Below are 14,049 nucleotides of genomic sequence, written 5' to 3'. Positions count from 1 at the left end.
CGAAATGTGCCAGAATTTCAGCGCCTGTTTGTCCTGTCCGCGACGCTGCCGCCATTCGGGCGTTGCCAACGCCTCCCCCTGTTGGAGCATGGAATGCGCATACGCCCCGTCGGCGCCGGATCTTCCCCTTATGTCCGTGGCCTTGCCGCATTGGCGCTGGCCGCCAGCGTGAGCGGCTGCAGCTTCACCTCGCCGGATGCGGCCACGGGATCGCAATTCGTCGGCATCGATGGCGTGTCGGCGCCCGAAGCGCGTCGCATCGCCAAGGAAGCCTACCTGTACGGCTACCCCATGGTGGCCCGCTACCAGGCCATCTATTCCACCAACATCGACCAGGGCGGCGCGCAATACAAAGGCCCGTTCAATACCTTCAGCCACGCCGCGCCGGCCGTCACGCCCGACGACAACGCGACCGCCGCGCCCAATGTCGATGCGCCCGCGTCCTCGGCCGTGCTCGACCTGCGGGCCGAACCGGTCGTCATCAGCGTGCCGCCGATGGAGTCCAGGCGCTATTTCGCGTTGCAGCTGACGGACCTGTATGGCTACAACTTTGCCTACATCGGCAGTCGTGCCACTGGCAACGGCGGCGGTCGGTTCCTGGTGGCCGGCCCGCGCTGGAAGGGCGCCCCGCCGAAGGGATTCACCCAGGTGATCCGGGCCGAGACCGACCTGGTCAGCGTCAGCGGCCGGACCCAGCGATTCGCGCAGTCGGACATCGCCAACGTCAAGCGCATCCAGGCCGGCTACCGGATCCAGCCGCTGTCCGCGTACCTGAAGAAGGCCGCGCCACCGGCGCCCGCGGCGGTGCAGTGGATCAAGCCCGAGCCGCCCACGCAGATGCGCAGTTCGCTCGAGTTCTACAACCAGCTGGGCTTCCTGCTGCAATTCGCGCCGGTGGCGCACAGCGAAAAGACCTTGCGCAAGCGCCTGGACAGCCTGCGCATCCGCCCGGACGCGCAAGCGGTGACCGACGCCATGCCGCCGCGCCTGCGGCAGGTCATGCAGGAAGGCATGCATGACGGCCAGAACGACATCGACAAACATCGCGTGGCGCTGGCTGGCAGGACCGATACCTTGTTCGGCGATCGCCGGACATTGCGCAATGACTACCTGGCGCGCGCCACCGGCGCCCAGGTCGGCCTGGGCACCGACAGCCGCGAAGAATCGCTGTCGACGGTGCTGGCCACCGACATGGCCGGCCTGCCGCTGGATGGCGCCCAGGCCTACACGCTGCGGTTCGCGCCGCGCGCCCTGCCGCCGGTCAACGCCTTCTGGTCGGTCACGCTTTACCGGCTGCCGGGGCAATCGGTCGTGGCCAACCCCATCCAGCGCTACGTGATCGATTCGGCGATGCTGCCCGCGCTCAAGCGCGATCGCGATGGCGGACTGACGCTGCGCATCCAGCATCAGGCACCGGCCAAGGGCGGCCAGGCCAACTGGTTGCCGGCGCCGGCCGGCCCCTTCATGCTGGTCTTGCGCTACTACTGGCCCAAGCCGGGGTTGCTGGACGGCAGCTGGCAAACGCCGCAGGTGCAGCGCGCCGGTTCATAGGGCACAGGGCGCGCCGACGCGCCGCTGCGCGGCTCGCGGCCCGCACGTGCGGGCGGCGCGTCACAGATCCTCGCTGCGCCAGACCTTCAGCACGCGCCCGAAAATCTGCAGGTCCATGTCTTCGGTGATGTCCCAGGCATCGTATTTGGTGTTCTCGGATTTCGCGCGGATCAGCAGGCCGCGGGCGCTGGGAATGCGTTGCAGGCGCTTGATGAAGCCTTCGTTGCCGACGCGAAAGAAGAACACGCCATCCACGTCGGCCTTGACCACGCCCAGGTCCACCAGCAGGGGATCGCCGGGGTTGTACATGGGCCGCATGCTGTCGCCAAAACCGGTCACCACGCACAGGTTGGCGGCGGCGGTGTAGTGCCGCAGGTTCTTGTGTAGCCATTCCTGGCTGACGCGCAGGCTCTGGATCACGCCAGGCTGGTCGCGCAGTTCCACCCCCGCGCCCATGGCGCCGCCCGTGTCGAAGCGCGGAATGCGCAGGTCGCCAGCCGCGCCGTCGTCCGCGCGCGACGCCCCGCCGGTATCGGCCAGCACGACGTCCGGCGGATATTGCGCGGATTCGTCCAGCAGTTGTTCCAGCGTCAGCCCCAGCCCCGCCGCCAGGCGCGAGGCGTACTTGGAGCGTTCGCTGTCGCGCCCTTCAAGGGCGGCGATGGTGCCCACGCCCACACCGGTGCGCGCTTCGAGTTGTTCGAGGGTGAGGCCGAGCGCGGCGCGATAGTGCCTGATTTGTTTTCCGAGAGCCATGATAGGACGCTAAACAGTTGTGGAAAATTGTGCAACAACAAGTGTTGAAATGACGATTATACATTTGTAGAATTCTACTCATGGATCACCTAAAACGTGTGTTGTTATCAGACGGAAGCGTGGGTAGCGTATCGCTACTTGATCGCTTCTCCCGGCAACCCATCCGGACGGCGGCATCGCCCGTCCAACGTCGCGGTGCCGCCACGGCACCCATCCGGCCCCTCGTGTTGACGACGGGCGCCACCATCGAACCCAACGCCAAGGAGCGGCAAATGAATCAGGCAGGAAACATGGCGCTGCGGGCGCCGCAAGACTGGATCGCCGCGGCATCGCAGGCGGGCGCGGCCATCGCGCGCTCGCTTTCCGCGCGGCCGGCAGCGGCGGCCGCCAGCCGCCAGGAGGGCGCGCGCGGCCAGCACCAGAAGGGGCAGAACATGACACGAGAGGAATCGGATCAGGTCGAAGCGCTGATCATGGAGTGGTATCACTGGAGCCGCGGCTATCGGCCGCACCTGGGCGTGGGCAGGGTGGCGGCGTTCGCGCGCGGCATGACGTCCGACGAAGCCTATGACGACGAGGATGTCGACGCGCGCCTGGCCGCCACGCGCGGCGAGCAGACCGAATTGTGTATTGACGAGCTGCCGTGGCAGCAGCGCTCGGCGATCGGCGTGCATGCCGGCAACAAGGCGGCCGGCGCGCGCGTCTTCAGCAACCCGCGGCTGACGCCCGAGCAGCAGCACGCCGCCTACCAGGAGGCCAAGGCCGCATTGCTGCCCGCGCTGCGCCGCCGCGCGCTGGTGACGGCGCCGCAAGTGCGACACGCGGATCGCGCCAAACCTTGCGGCGCGCGCGGTGCTTCCGCATAATTGATTCGTCGGGGCAAGTTGCGCCCGAACCAGCCAGACCCGCTGAACGCCCAAAGGCGCCAGCGGGTTTTTTTATGAGAGCCGTCGGAACGGGCATCGCGCAACACGCATGCCGCGTGGTTCGCCATGCCGTTCCCGACAGACCGATCCAGCCCCGCGGCATTCGCCGCGGGGCTTTTTCGTGGCCGTCCCGGTTTGCCGGGCGTCCGCAATTGCCCGCCATTGGCGGGCTTTTTTTTGGAGTCTGCAATGGCAGGTACTACCGTTTCGCAATTCGTTCAAACCCAGGGCACGCAACTGGAAGTGTCGACCACGGCCACCGAGGACCTGGGCGCGGCTGGCCTGGCTTATGCCGATCTGGCCATCACCATCAAGGACCCGAACTTCCAGGGCGGCCAGACCACCGAGATCGACGTCACCGTGCTCAAGTCGACCGCCAAGGAATACGCCCTGGGCCTGGACGACAGCGGCACCTTCAGCATGGCCGGCAACTGGAAGGCCGGCGACCCGGCGCAGAAAGCGCTGGTGGCCGCGCGCAGCGACAAGAAGACCCGCGCCTTCCGCGTGACCTTCGCCGACGGCGCCAAGTTCGAGTTCCTCGGCCTGGTGACGCAATACCAATGGCAAGGCCAGCTGGACAACGTCGTGTCCGCCACGTTCAACGTGCGCGTGACCGGCGCCGTCAAGATGACCGACGCACCCGCCAACGGGGGCTGAGCGCCATGACGGACACGTCGATCAATTCCCCGGCTCGCGCGGCGGGCGTGCGCGGCCTGGCGGCCGATCCGCTGGCCGGCTTCGCGCATGAAACCCTCAGCGTGCCGCAATGGCAGGACGCGCGCGTCATCGTGCGCGCGCCCAGCGCCGGCGATCACCTGTTTCACATCCGCGCCATCTGGGCGGCCGCGGGCGTGGTGCCGGGCGAGGACAACGAGACCGTGCGCGCCAAGCTGGACGCGCCGGGCGTGGACTACACCCGCGCCTCGGCCAGCCTGCTGGTGCGCACGCTGTTCGAGCAGACCGAGCATGGCCCGCGGCGCGTCTTCAGCGATGACGACGTCGACATGGTGGCGGCGGCCTACGGGCCGGCCCACGCCACGCTGGTGGCCAGGGCAATCGAGCTGGGCAACCTCGGGGAGGGTGCGCAGGAGCGCGCAAAAAAGCCCTCCAGGAAACGCCAGACCTCCGTTTCCTGATGGTCCTGGCTCTTCGGCTGGGACGCACGCTGGGCGAGTTGATGGACAGCATCGACACCCATGAATTGTCCTTGTGGCGCGAACTGGACCGCACCTCTCCCCTGGGAGACGAGCGGGCCGACCTGCTTGCCGCCAGCCTCGCCGCCACGGTGGCGCAGGCCGCCGGCGCCAAGGTGCGCGCCACGGACATGCTGGTGCGTTGGGGCGCGCACGACGAGGAACCTCCCGCCGAGGCGGGGGCGGACGCGTTGAAGGCGTTCCTGCTGTCGAAGGCCGGGAAGGGGTCTTGACGACGTGTCCGGCCCGCGCAAGCGGGCCGGAGGCGGATCTATGAGAGGTAAAGGACCATGACAACCATACAGACCGCGGCGCAGATCGCCGCGGAAACTGCGGCGTTGAAGCAGCAGACCACCGAAATCAACCGGAATTGCACGGCGCTGAAGGCGCGCGGCAGCGAACTCGCGAAGACCGCGACGGCAGGCGCCAAGAACACCGCCGTCACCAGGTTGGGAACGGCTGAAAAGGCCAAGGCGACGCAGGCGCTGGATCGCAACGCCCGCGCTATCCGGTCGGAAGCCGTCGAGCAGACGCTGGCGGACATGCGCAAGACCGGCGCGCTGCTGGGCGTGGACTCGGAAGTTGGACGAATGCGGGTGGAAACCGAGATCGGCAGATTCTCGGGCGAGAGCGATGACGACAAGGTCAGCTTGCTGGCTGGCGCGTCGCGGTTGGACAAGTTGCGCGCGCAGATGAAGATGAGCGCGTATATCCAGAGCCTGGCGAATCCCGACGCGGCCGCCAACGAAGAAAAGCGTCAAAAGCAGGAGGCGCTCGATCAGGCCTTGAGCGATGGCACGCTGAGCCAGGACAAGTACGACACGGCAAGACGCGGTCTCGGTCTGGTGAAGCGGGACGGCGATTTCATGCTGGACGTGAACGACAAGCTGCTCGAATCGGCGCGTAACGGCGCAAGCAAGATCCAGGACATCCTGGGCACGAAGATGTACGACTTCGTCGCGGACAAGTTCGACAAGCTGGGCCTGTCGTTCCTGAACAACGTGGCAAAGATGGTGACCTCGGCGGCGTCCGCCAAATTGATGGAAACCCTGCTGGGCAATAGCTTCATGGAGGGCAAGGGCGGCGTGGGGGGATGGATCGGGAAAGCCGGATCGTTCCTCTCAGACCTGTTCAGCGGCGGCGGGGGGATTTCCGTTGGCAGCAGCTTCGTCTCCGGCGGAACGGCGCTGTCATTCTTCCCCAGCGCCAAGGGCAACGCCTTCACCAACGGCATGGTCACGAGTCCCGTCGCCTTCCCCATGGGCGTCATGGGCGAGGCCGGGCCCGAGGCCATCATGCCGCTGCATCGCGGCGCCGACGGTTCGCTCGGCATTCGCGCGGCCTTCTCGAACGTTGGCGGCGATACCAACCCCGTCGCGGGCGGCGTGGCCGTCAACGTCTACGTGCAGGACGGCAACGTCAGTGCCTCCAGCGAATCCGGGGAGGGCGGCTGGCAGCAGTTCGGCCAGCAGATCGGCGAATACGTCACGCAACTGGTCGATCGCCGCATGTCGCAATCGTATCGCCAGGGTGGCCTGGCGTGGCAAGCCAACAACAACCGTTTAGCGGGGGCATGAGCATGGCAATCGAAGTCTTCAACTGGTCGCCTCGGCCTAATCCCGTCGGCACGCTCAAGGACCGGACCCTGCGCGTGCAGTTCGGCGACGGCTACGAGCAGGAAGCGGCCGATGGCATTCATGCGGCGACGCAATCCTGGCCGCTGGAGTTCGTCGGCAGGGAGGCGTATGTCCGGCCCATTCTCGAATTCGTAAAGCGCCATGCGGGCTACCGCGCTTTCTTCTGGACACCGCCGATGGGGGAGCAGGGGTACTACAAGGCGCGCGAAGTGCGCTTGCGCGCCATGGAGGGCGACATGTTCGCCTTGTCGTTCACGATGGATCAGGTGTTCAAACCATGACGGCAATAAAGCAGATCAACATTGGCGCGGCGCCCAACGACCAAACCGGCGATCAACTGCGATCCGCATTCGATAAGGTCAACGCGAACATCGCTGAACTGGACCGGCGTACGGTCGCCAATGCAACGGCGGCCGCGATCGCCGAATTGAAAGCCGCGGACGCTGGCAAGGCCGCTGATGTCGCTGATGGCAAGGCTGTGGCGGCCCAGCGAACCGGGGACACGGCCGATGCGGCTGCCAGGCAAGCGCGACAGGCCGCCGATGAAGCGGACGCCAAGGCCCTGCATGCCCAGGCCAGCGCAGATTCTGCGGGCGCCGCGGCATCGCAAGCGCAGCGGTCCGCGCAGGCCGCCGCCGATGCGGCGGATCGGGCGCAGGGTACGGCGGACGCCGCGCTTCCTCGCAGCGACAAAGGCAAACCGGAAGGGGTGGCGCCCCTCGGCGCCGATGGTGCCGTGCCGGATGAGTACCGTCCCAAGCGCAAGTGTGTGGTCGTCCAAGGCAACGTCGATTTGAACGAGTACAAGCAGCCAGTGGAGGTTTTCCTGTCCTCGTCCGCGGGCGTGTCGAATCTTCCTGCCGGATTGAATGCTCCCGCCTTCCTGCTGGTCGAAGCGGCGGGCGACGCGGCGGTCCAGACGCTCAGTTCGCGCGAAGCTTCACCCCGGTTGTATTTTCGTACCCTTCTGTCGCAAAACGCCTGGACTCCTTGGCGCGAGGCGGGAACGGTGCAGGACATCACGGGAACCGGTGTGGATTTCAATTCGATGAAGTCCTCTGGCGCTTTCCTGTGGCGCACTGCCTACACGCTCGAGAATGGCGCCAACTATCCCAAGTTGCAGGCCCTGCGCCAATGTGGCGAGGTGAGTGTCCTCGATCTGTCCGGCGTGGTGATGCAACGTCTGCGCTACGGCGCCCTGAAAGCAGACGCGAGCGGACCGGAATTCTCGAGGCAGTTCGTCCCCGCGGGCGACGGAACCGCTACGGGGGGATGGACGCGATGGCGATACGTCGGAGCCATTTCGGATGCCGCCGATCTCGCGAGCGAGGATTGTGGCGACGTCTGGTTTGAAGGCTCCGGATGGCGTCGCTGGTCGCAGGCGCAAGGCGGCTATGTACGGTTCTCTCCGCCTGTCGCTCATATATGGCAGGACCGCAGCACGCAGGACTATGCCAATGGGCCGTTGATCCGTTCGTTGATAGACGAGAACTGCTTTTTCACCGTGGCCGGCAACAATGGCAAGGGCGCGATCTTCCGGGCCACGCCGTACGCCGATCCCAATTCCCCCACCATGATCATGGCCTGCGGCACCGGGGTGGCCACGTTGGGGACGACGAAAAACGGGTGGGGAGGTCCCATGCCCGTCAGATTCATTACCGATGATATCGAACGTGGCCGCATCATCGGGTCGCGCTGGGTTTTCGGCCCGGATCTGCTGACGCCGCCGCCGTATACCCACATCGCGACGATCAATTACCTGGGCGCCAATTATGAGTACGGCTTGATATTCAAGCCCCGCAACGCGGGCACCACGGTGGCGGTGGGCTTCATGAACAGCGCCAATAGCCTTGTGGGGTCGATTCAGGTAACCGATTCGATCACGCAATACAACACGGCGTCCGACTATCGACTCAAACATGATGTCGCCGCAACGCCGATCGCCGAAAGCTACAACCGCGTCATGGGCGTGCGGGTCGTCGATTACAGCATGGCCGACGCCGGCATCCGGTACCGCGGCGCGATCGCCCACGAATTGCAGGCGCTCATTCCTCATGCGGTGACCGGCACCAAGGACGAAATGATCAAGATGCCGGGCATGGAGGAGTCCGTTCCCGCCTACCAGCAGGTGGATTACTCCAAGATCGTCCCGGACCTGATTGCCGCGCTTCAGCATGCCGACATGCGGATCAATGCGCTCGAAGAACGTGTGAAAGCGCTCACGAAAATGGAGGCATAGGAATGCCGATAACCGCAGATATACAGAAACTGGAGCCCGGCGCGCTGGTCGAGTTGTTCGAGCTGGATGCCAGCGAGATCGGCGGCGCCGTACAGCGCTTCCATGGCTACATGCAGGTCGGGGCCATCCACTGGCAGGGCAGGCAATACGATCCGTGGTCGATCCAGGCCGAGGGCTTCGAGCAGGTGGGCGAGGGCCAGCAGCCTTCGCCCACGTTGCGGGTGGGCAACATCGGCCAGGACGAAAAAGGCGACCCTCTGCCCGGCGTCATCTCCGCCCTCTGCATCCACCTGGATGACCTGGTGGGCGCGCGCGTGGTCGTGCGCCGCACGCTGGGCAAATACCTGGACGCGGTGAACTTTGCCGAAGGCAACCCCACTGCCGATCCCCAGGAAGAACTGCCGCCCGAAGTCTGGATCGTGCAGCAGAAGACCGTGGAGACCGCGCAGGTGGTGGAGTTCTCGCTCTCCAGCGCCCTGGACTTCAACGGCCAGAAGCTGCCCGACCGCCCGATCATCGCCGGCGTGTGTTCGTGGCTGCGCAAGGGCGGCTATCGCGGCCCCTATTGCGGTTATACCGGCAGCCGCATGTTCGACCTGGACGGCAAGCCGGTCACCGATCCCACGCTGGACCGCTGCTCGGGGTTGATGTCCGACTGCAAGAAGCGCTTCGGCGAGTACGAAGTCATCAACTTCGGCGGCTTCCCGTCCGCCGACCTGGTAAGGGGGTAGGCATGCTCAAGCGCACGATGCAAGCCATCCGCGACCATGGCGTGGCGACGTATCCGCAGGAATGCTGCGGCCTGGTGCTCAAGGCCGGCCGCCGTGAATGGTATGTGCCGTGCCGCAATACGGCCGCCAGCGAAGAGCACTTCGTCATGTCGGCGCAGGACTACGCGGCGGCCGAGGAAAGCGGCCGGATCGTGGCGGTGGTGCATTCGCATCCGGACGCGCCCGCCGTGCCCAGCGAGGCCGACCGGGTGGCCTGCGAGGCGTCCGGCCTGCCCTGGTACATCGTGGCGGTGGAGAAGGACCTGGATGGAAAGGTCAAGGCGGGAGAGATCCGCGGCTTCACGCCCGAAGGCTTCCAGGCGCCGCTGCTGGGCCGCCAGTTCGCGCATGGCGTGCTCGATTGCTATTCGCTGGTGCGCGACTGGTATGCGCGCGAACGCGGGATCCGGCTGCCGGATTTCGCCCGCGAAGACGGCTGGTGGCAGCCTGGCCGTGCGGGCGATCTGTACATGGATCACTACGCCGAGGCGGGATTCCGGCCCCTGGCGCCGCACGAAACCATGGCGCCCGGCGACGTTGTGGTGATGCAGGTACGGTCGGACCGCGCCAATCACGCCGGCGTCTTCATCGGCCCGGAGCCGCTGCGCGAGGCGCCGGACTTGTTCCCGCTGCCCGACGCAATGTTGCATCACCTGTATGGACGTGACTCCGAACGGGTCGTGTACGGCGGTTTCTGGCGCGAAGCCACCCGCCTGGTGCTGCGTTATGGAGAAAGGACATGAACGACAAGGTACGCCTGGTCCGCCTGTATGGCTGGCTGGGCAAGCGTTTTGGCCGCGAACATCGCCTGGCCGTGGCCAGCCCGGCCGAGGCGGTGCGGGCGTTGTGCGCCCTGTTGCCGGACTTCGAGCCGGCCTTGCTGGCCAGTGAACGACGCGGGGTGCGCTTCGCCTGCTTCGCCGGTCGCCGCAATCTGTCGCAAGACGAGTTGCGGCACCCGGTGGGCGCGGATGTCATCCGCATCGCGCCGATGCTGGCGGGCGCCAAGAACGGCGGGCTGTTCCAGACCATGCTGGGCGCGGTGCTGATCGCCGCCGCGGCGATCTACAGCGGTGGCGTGGCGGCCGCGTTCCAGGCAGGGGGGATGGTGCAGGCCACGGCCACCATGGGATTGTCCATGATGCTGAGCGGCGTGGCCCAGATGCTGTCGCCCCAGCAGCGGCTGCTCAGCGCCAAGGACCGGCCCGACAACGGCGCGTCCTATAACTTCAACGGACCCGTGAACACCACTGCGCAGGGAAACCCCGTGCCTTTGCTGTATGGGGAAATGTTCGTCGGCAGCGCCACGATCTCCGCAGGCATCTATTCGGAAGACCACGTATGAAACAACGACATCGCAACAGGAACAAGGCGCCCGCGGGCGCCTTTGCTTTGGGGGGCGGGCGCCACGCCGGGAATCCGGCGCTGGTTGGCCACAAGGGCAAGGGCGGCGGCGGGGGACGCACGCCCGTGGAATCTCCCGACAGCCTGCACAGCACCGCCTATGCGCGCGTCATCGACCTGCTGGGCGAAGGCGAGATCTACGGCCCCGTGCACGGCATGGACAACGCGCTGCGCGACGTCTACCTGAACGGCACGCCCGTGGCCAACGAGGACGGCTCGTTGAACTTCAGCGGCGCGTCGATCGACTTTCGCACCGGCACGCAGTGGCAGGATCCGCTGCCCGGTTTTCCCGCCTCGGAAAGCACCATCGGCATCAATGCCGAGCTCAAGTCGAGCCAGCCGTGGACGCGCCTGTTCACCAATCTGCAGGCGTCGGCGGTGCGCGTGACGCTGGCCGTGGAAGGACTGAGCCGCGCCGACACCAAGAATGGCGACATCAACGGCTACCGCGTCGAGTACGTGATCGAGCTGAACACCGATGGCGCCGGCTACCAGGTGGTGCTGTCGACCGCCTTCGACGGCAAGACCACGCAGCGCTACACCCGCTCGCATCGCATCGACCTGCCGCGCGCGCGCCAGGGCTGGACCCTGCGCGTGCGCCGGATCACGCCCAATGCCAACAGCAATACCATCTCCGATCGCACCGTGGTGGATACGGTCACCGAGATCATCGATGCCAAGCTGCGCTATCCGATGTCCGCGCTGGTGGGCATCAAGATCGACGCGTCGCAGTTCCAGAGCATTCCCACCCGGGCTTACCACGTGCGCGGCCGCATCATCCGCGTGCCGTCCAACTATCACCCGGATCTGCGCAGCTACGACGGCGTATGGGACGGCACCTTCAAGCTGGCCTGGACCAACAACCCCGCCTGGATCTTCTACGACCTGGTCAGCAACGACCGCTATGGCCTGGGAACCCGCGTGCCGGCGGGCTGGCTGGACAAGTGGGGCCTGTACCAGATCGGCCGCTATTGCGACGAGATGGTCGACGATGGCTTTGGCGGCAAGGAACCGCGCTTCACCTGCAACGTCTACCTGCAGCAGGCGGCCGATGCCTATCGCGTGGTGCAGGACTTCGCTTCCATCTTCCGCGGCATGGCCTATTGGGCCAATGCCGCCGTGTTCGCGTCCGCCGACATGCCGGGCGATCCGGTCTACACCTTCTCGTCGGCCAACGTGGTCGATGGCAGGTTCAGCTACGCCGGCTCGGCGTTGACCACGCGCTACACCGTGGCATTGGTCTCCTGGAGCGATATGTCCGAGATGGGCCGCCAGAAGGTCGAGTACGTCGAAAACCGTGAAGGCATCGCGCGCTACGGCATCCAGCAGGTCGAGGTGACCGGCTTTGGCTGCACCTCGCGGGGCCAGGCGCACCGGATCGGCAAGTGGATGCTGCTGACGTCCAACCTGGAAACGCGTTCGGTCACGTTCTCGGTGGGCCTGGACGCCTGCCGCGTGCGCCCCGGCAGTGTCATCCGCGTGGCGGATCAGCATCTGGCGGGACGGCGCATCGGCGGCCGCATCCGCGAAGGCACCGTCAGCAAGATCACGGTGGACGCGGAGCTGGGGGTGCGCCCGGGCGACCGCCTGACCGTCAACCTGCCCAATGGCCTGTCGGAAACGCGCGTGGTGGCGGCCGCGGTGGGCACCGGCCTGACGGTGGACAACGTCGCCTTCACGGTGGATTCCACCGAGCTGACGGCCGACCTGGTCGGCCTGCCCGGCACCGTGCTGCACATCACGGTGACCACGCCGTTCTCGCAGGCCCCGGAGGCCGAATGCGTCTGGACGCTGGAATCCGAAGCCCTGTCGGCGCAGACCTTCCGCGTGCTGAGCGTCAAGCGCAAGGAAGGGCTGGTGGCCGAGATCTCGGCGGTCCAGCACGAACCCGGCAAGTTCGACAACGTGGACTTCGGCACCCGGCTGGATCCCAAGCCGATCACGGTGGTGCCGCCCTCGGTGCAACCGGCGCCGGGCAACATCCGCCTGGCGTCGCGCTCGGTGATCGACCAGGGCATCGCGCGCCACGTGGGCGTCATCAGCTGGGACGCCGCGCCCTCGGCCGTGGCCTACCAGGTGCAATGGCGGCGCGACAATTCCGACTGGGTCGAGGCGGGCCGCACGGGCGCATTGACGCTGGAGCTACCGGATATCCGGGCCGGCGCCTACGTGGCGCGGGTGCGTGCCATCAACGTGTCGGACATCTCGTCGGTGTGGGTCAATTCGACCGAAACGACGCTGGAGGGCGATATCGCGCCGCCGCCCGCGCTGGCCCTGCTGGCCGCCAAATCCCTGGTGTTCGGCATCGAGCTGCGCTGGGCCTTCCCGGAAGGCCGCTTCACCGCGCAGCGCACCGAGATCTGGTACAGCGCCTCCAACGACCGCGCCAGCGCCATCAAGCTGGGCGACTTCGCCTTCCCGCAAAGCGCGCATACGCTGATGGGCCTGTCGGCCGGCAAGCGCTTCTACTTCTGGGGCCGCATCGTCGCCCTGAACGGCGAGATCGGCGCCTGGTATCCGGCCGATCAGGGCGTGATGGGCGAATCCAGCTGGGAAGCGAGCGAGATCCTGGAGTACCTGAACGGCAAGATCAGCCGCGACGAACTGGCCAAGGATCTCGTCGGCACCATCGACGGCCTGACGACCGGCCTGGACGAAACGCGCGCGGCCATCACCGCCGAGGAGACCAAGCGGGCCGACGGGGACGGGGCGTTGTCCTCGCGCGTCGACACCGTGCTGGCGACCGCCAACGGCGCCGCCGCGGGTGTCGAGCAAGCGCGTACGGCGCTGGTCGGGCTGGACGGCAAGCTCAAGGCCACCTGGAGCGTGAAAGCCCAGGTCACGCAGGACAACAAGGTCTACGCCGCCGGCATGTCGCTGGGCGCGTACACCCAGCCCGACGGCCAGGTGCAGACCTCGGTGTACTTCCTGGCGGACCGGCTGGCCTTGCTGAACCTGGCCAACGGCGCGACCACCACGCCGTTCGTCATCGAGAACGGGCAGACCTTCATCAATGACGCGGTGATCGGCACCGGGCGCATCACCAACGCGATGATCCGCAGCCTGGATGCGGGCAAGATCGACGCGGGGTATATCAACGTGGATCGCCTGGAGGCGAATGCGTTGACGGCCAAGCTGGCGAACCTGGGTACGGCGTACATCTCGCGGGCGCATATCCGTGATGCGCAGGTCGATACGCTGTCGATCGCGGGCAACGCGGTGACGATTCCCACGTCGTGGGCGGGAAATACCGCAGGAACCGTCGTCATCAACAGCAATGTGGCGGGACCGGTCGTCGTGATTGCATACCGGTCCGGCTATGCCGGGCGCGCGTCGACTTTGCGGATCTACGTGAACGGCGCGTTGGTGGAGGCGGCGGCGGGCTCGCACACCGTCTGGCAGAGCGGCAGTGGGGAAGGTACCCAGCCCCTGGAGTACACGAGTCTGCCTTTGACCGCGGTGGCGGTGGGCAACGCCGGGGTGGGAAATACGACGATAACAGTCAACTCGTCGAGTTCAGAAAGCAATCAGGCGACGATCCGTATCGTTGCACTCATGGTGAAGAGGTGAGAA

13 protein-coding genes are annotated in these 14,049 nt (G+C 66.3%); 12 read left to right on the top strand and 1 reads right to left on the bottom strand.

Annotation, left to right across the window (positions count from 1 at the left end):
• Positions 1-93: 93 nt before the first annotated feature.
• Positions 94-1,551 (top strand): DUF1254 domain-containing protein, encoded by a 1,458-nt coding sequence (locus ACVN9Z_RS04540; RefSeq protein WP_458213170.1) that lies wholly within the window; start codon positions 94-96, stop codon positions 1,549-1,551.
• A gap of 60 nt (positions 1,552-1,611) precedes the next feature.
• On the opposite strand, the gene ACVN9Z_RS04535 is transcribed toward ACVN9Z_RS04540, so the two are convergent.
• A complete protein-coding gene (locus ACVN9Z_RS04535) occupies positions 1,612-2,307 on the bottom strand; it encodes an XRE family transcriptional regulator (RefSeq protein WP_053497387.1) in 696 nt (231 codons plus the stop codon).
• A 272-nt stretch (positions 2,308-2,579) separates the two neighbouring features.
• Here ACVN9Z_RS04535 and ACVN9Z_RS04530 point away from each other — a divergent pair, with 272 nt between their 5' ends.
• The 11 genes from ACVN9Z_RS04530 to ACVN9Z_RS04480 all read left to right on the top strand — a co-directional run bounded on the left by ACVN9Z_RS04530 (position 2,580) and on the right by ACVN9Z_RS04480 (position 14,046).
• Entirely contained in the window at positions 2,580-3,173 is a 594-nt protein-coding gene (locus tag ACVN9Z_RS04530; protein ID WP_020926155.1) for a hypothetical protein, read from the top strand.
• 249 nt (positions 3,174-3,422) lie between these two features.
• Entirely contained in the window at positions 3,423-3,890 is a 468-nt protein-coding gene (locus ACVN9Z_RS04525; RefSeq protein ID WP_006385689.1) for a phage tail tube protein, read from the top strand.
• 5 nt (positions 3,891-3,895) lie between these two features.
• Entirely contained in the window at positions 3,896-4,369 is a 474-nt protein-coding gene (locus ACVN9Z_RS04520; protein ID WP_006385690.1) for a phage tail assembly chaperone, read from the top strand.
• Positions 4,369-4,659 (top strand): phage tail assembly protein T, encoded by a 291-nt coding sequence (locus ACVN9Z_RS04515; RefSeq protein WP_006385691.1) that lies wholly within the window; start codon positions 4,369-4,371, stop codon positions 4,657-4,659. Before ACVN9Z_RS04520 ends, ACVN9Z_RS04515 begins: the two co-directional genes overlap by 1 nt.
• Positions 4,660-4,716: 57 nt before the next feature.
• The gene (locus tag ACVN9Z_RS04510) at positions 4,717-6,003 is read left to right on the top strand and encodes a phage tail tape measure protein (protein ID WP_458213169.1); all 1,287 of its coding nucleotides are present in this window, start codon (positions 4,717-4,719) and stop codon (positions 6,001-6,003) included.
• Positions 6,004-6,005: 2 nt separating this feature from the next.
• Entirely contained in the window at positions 6,006-6,344 is a 339-nt protein-coding gene (locus ACVN9Z_RS04505; protein ID WP_024070534.1) for a phage tail protein, read from the top strand.
• Positions 6,341-8,302 carry a pyocin knob domain-containing S74 family peptidase gene (locus tag ACVN9Z_RS04500; RefSeq protein WP_458213168.1) on the top strand — a complete coding sequence of 654 codons (1,962 nt, stop codon included), beginning with the start codon at positions 6,341-6,343 and terminating at the stop codon, positions 8,300-8,302. The genes ACVN9Z_RS04505 and ACVN9Z_RS04500 overlap by 4 nt, the downstream gene beginning before the upstream one ends.
• A gap of 2 nt (positions 8,303-8,304) precedes the next feature.
• Complete coding sequence (locus ACVN9Z_RS04495; protein ID WP_054448638.1) at positions 8,305-9,033, top strand: phage minor tail protein L; 729 nt, start codon at positions 8,305-8,307, stop codon at positions 9,031-9,033.
• A 2-nt stretch (positions 9,034-9,035) separates the two neighbouring features.
• Positions 9,036-9,815: a C40 family peptidase gene (locus tag ACVN9Z_RS04490; protein WP_054482521.1), complete on the top strand. Its 780-nt coding sequence runs from the start codon at positions 9,036-9,038 to the stop codon at positions 9,813-9,815.
• Complete coding sequence (locus ACVN9Z_RS04485) at positions 9,812-10,417, top strand: tail assembly protein (protein WP_241076464.1); 606 nt, start codon at positions 9,812-9,814, stop codon at positions 10,415-10,417. The genes ACVN9Z_RS04490 and ACVN9Z_RS04485 overlap by 4 nt, the downstream gene beginning before the upstream one ends.
• Positions 10,414-14,046 (top strand): TipJ family phage tail tip protein, encoded by a 3,633-nt coding sequence (locus ACVN9Z_RS04480; protein WP_204371389.1) that lies wholly within the window; start codon positions 10,414-10,416, stop codon positions 14,044-14,046. The genes ACVN9Z_RS04485 and ACVN9Z_RS04480 overlap by 4 nt, the downstream gene beginning before the upstream one ends.
• Positions 14,047-14,049 lie beyond the last annotated feature (3 nt).

The organism is Achromobacter sp. KK8, from assembly GCF_054188005.1.
Note: the sequence above shows the minus strand (reverse complement) of the source record. Positions and strands in the feature narration are given on the sequence as shown.

Bases quoted from the DNA above. Each gene is read 5' to 3' on its own strand.
- ACVN9Z_RS04490 (WP_054482521.1), top strand. From the start codon at position 9,036: ATGCTCAAGCGCACGATGCAAGCCATCCGCGACCATGGCGTGGCGACG.
- ACVN9Z_RS04525 (WP_006385689.1), top strand. From the start codon at position 3,423: ATGGCAGGTACTACCGTTTCGCAATTCGTTCAAACCCAGGGCACGCAA.
- ACVN9Z_RS04505 (WP_024070534.1), top strand. From the start codon at position 6,006: ATGGCAATCGAAGTCTTCAACTGGTCGCCTCGGCCTAATCCCGTCGGC.
- ACVN9Z_RS04520 (WP_006385690.1), top strand. From the start codon at position 3,896: ATGACGGACACGTCGATCAATTCCCCGGCTCGCGCGGCGGGCGTGCGC.
- ACVN9Z_RS04500 (WP_458213168.1), top strand. From the start codon at position 6,341: ATGACGGCAATAAAGCAGATCAACATTGGCGCGGCGCCCAACGACCAA.
- ACVN9Z_RS04540 (WP_458213170.1), top strand. From the start codon at position 94: ATGCGCATACGCCCCGTCGGCGCCGGATCTTCCCCTTATGTCCGTGGC.
- ACVN9Z_RS04515 (WP_006385691.1), top strand. From the start codon at position 4,369: ATGGTCCTGGCTCTTCGGCTGGGACGCACGCTGGGCGAGTTGATGGAC.
- ACVN9Z_RS04485 (WP_241076464.1), top strand. From the start codon at position 9,812: ATGAACGACAAGGTACGCCTGGTCCGCCTGTATGGCTGGCTGGGCAAG.
- ACVN9Z_RS04510 (WP_458213169.1), top strand. From the start codon at position 4,717: ATGACAACCATACAGACCGCGGCGCAGATCGCCGCGGAAACTGCGGCG.
- ACVN9Z_RS04530 (WP_020926155.1), top strand. From the start codon at position 2,580: ATGAATCAGGCAGGAAACATGGCGCTGCGGGCGCCGCAAGACTGGATC.
- ACVN9Z_RS04495 (WP_054448638.1), top strand. From the start codon at position 8,305: ATGCCGATAACCGCAGATATACAGAAACTGGAGCCCGGCGCGCTGGTC.
- ACVN9Z_RS04535 (WP_053497387.1), bottom strand. From the start codon at position 2,307: ATGGCTCTCGGAAAACAAATCAGGCACTATCGCGCCGCGCTCGGCCTC.
- ACVN9Z_RS04480 (WP_204371389.1), top strand. From the start codon at position 10,414: ATGAAACAACGACATCGCAACAGGAACAAGGCGCCCGCGGGCGCCTTT.